The sequence below is a fragment of the Rummeliibacillus pycnus genome (assembly GCF_050459865.1).
GTDB lineage: Bacteria > Bacillota > Bacilli > Bacillales_A > Planococcaceae > Rummeliibacillus > Rummeliibacillus pycnus_B.
In genome coordinates, this window is the sequence record NZ_JBCMNM010000058.1 from 1 (window position 1) to 792 (window position 792).

Genomic DNA, 792 nt, shown 5'->3' on the forward strand with positions numbered 1-792 from the left:
GTTTTGAAAGAACAAGAAAAACTTTTCTAAAAAAGTTATTGACTTTTACCTAGAAAATGATATAATTATTCTTGTCTTTAAAAAACATAGTCTAGTAATGATGGCAAAGAGGTCACACCTGTTCCCATGCCGAACACAGAAGTTAAGCTCTTTAGCGCCAATGGTAGTTGGGGGCTGTCCCCCTGCGAGAGTAGGACGTTGCTAGGCTATATAAATGGAGGATTAGCTCAGCTGGGAGAGCATCTGCCTTACAAGCAGAGGGTCGGCGGTTCGATCCCGTCATCCTCCACCATATATATTATTTTGCCGGTGTAGCTCAGTTGGTAGAGCAACTGACTTGTAATCAGTAGGTCGAGGGTTCGACTCCTTTCGCCGGCACCATATTTCTTTTAAAATGAGTCATTAGCTCAGTTGGTAGAGCATCTGACTTTTAATCAGAGGGTCGCTGGTTCGAATCCTGCATGACTCACCATTTTAATTAAATATTGCGGGTGTGGCGGAATTGGCAGACGCACTAGACTTAGGATCTAGCGCCGCAAGGCGTGGGGGTTCGACTCCCTTCACCCGCACCATTTATTTTAAAACTAAATAATGCCAGATTAAATAACACATGCATATGCGGAAGTAGTTCAGTGGTAGAACATCACCTTGCCAAGGTGGGGGTCGCGGGTTCGAACCCCGTCTTCCGCTCCAAATATGCCGGGGTGGCGGAACTGGCAGACGCACAGGACTTAAAATCCTGCGGTAGGTGACTACCGTGCCGGTTCGATTCCGGCCCTCGGCACCATTTTT

6 tRNA genes and 1 rRNA gene are annotated in these 792 nt (G+C 46.7%); all 7 read left to right on the plus strand.

The features are described from left to right. Window positions 1–90 precede the first annotated feature (90 nt). The 7 genes from rrf to ABE048_RS12915 all read left to right on the plus strand — a co-directional run bounded on the left by rrf (window position 91) and on the right by ABE048_RS12915 (window position 787). Window positions 91–207, plus strand: a 5S ribosomal RNA gene (gene rrf / locus ABE048_RS12885). A gap of 9 nt (window positions 208–216) precedes the next feature. Next, window positions 217–292, plus strand: a tRNA-Val gene (locus tag ABE048_RS12890). Between the two features lie 13 nt (window positions 293–305). Then, window positions 306–381: transfer RNA gene (locus ABE048_RS12895), tRNA-Thr, on the plus strand. 15 nt (window positions 382–396) lie between these two features. Beyond that, window positions 397–472: transfer RNA gene (locus tag ABE048_RS12900), tRNA-Lys, on the plus strand. Between the two features lie 15 nt (window positions 473–487). Then, window positions 488–572 (plus strand) — tRNA-Leu (locus ABE048_RS12905). A gap of 46 nt (window positions 573–618) precedes the next feature. Then, a tRNA-Gly gene (locus tag ABE048_RS12910) sits at window positions 619–693 on the plus strand. Between the two features lie 5 nt (window positions 694–698). Continuing rightward, window positions 699–787, plus strand: a tRNA-Leu gene (locus tag ABE048_RS12915). Window positions 788–792: the final 5 nt, after the last annotated feature.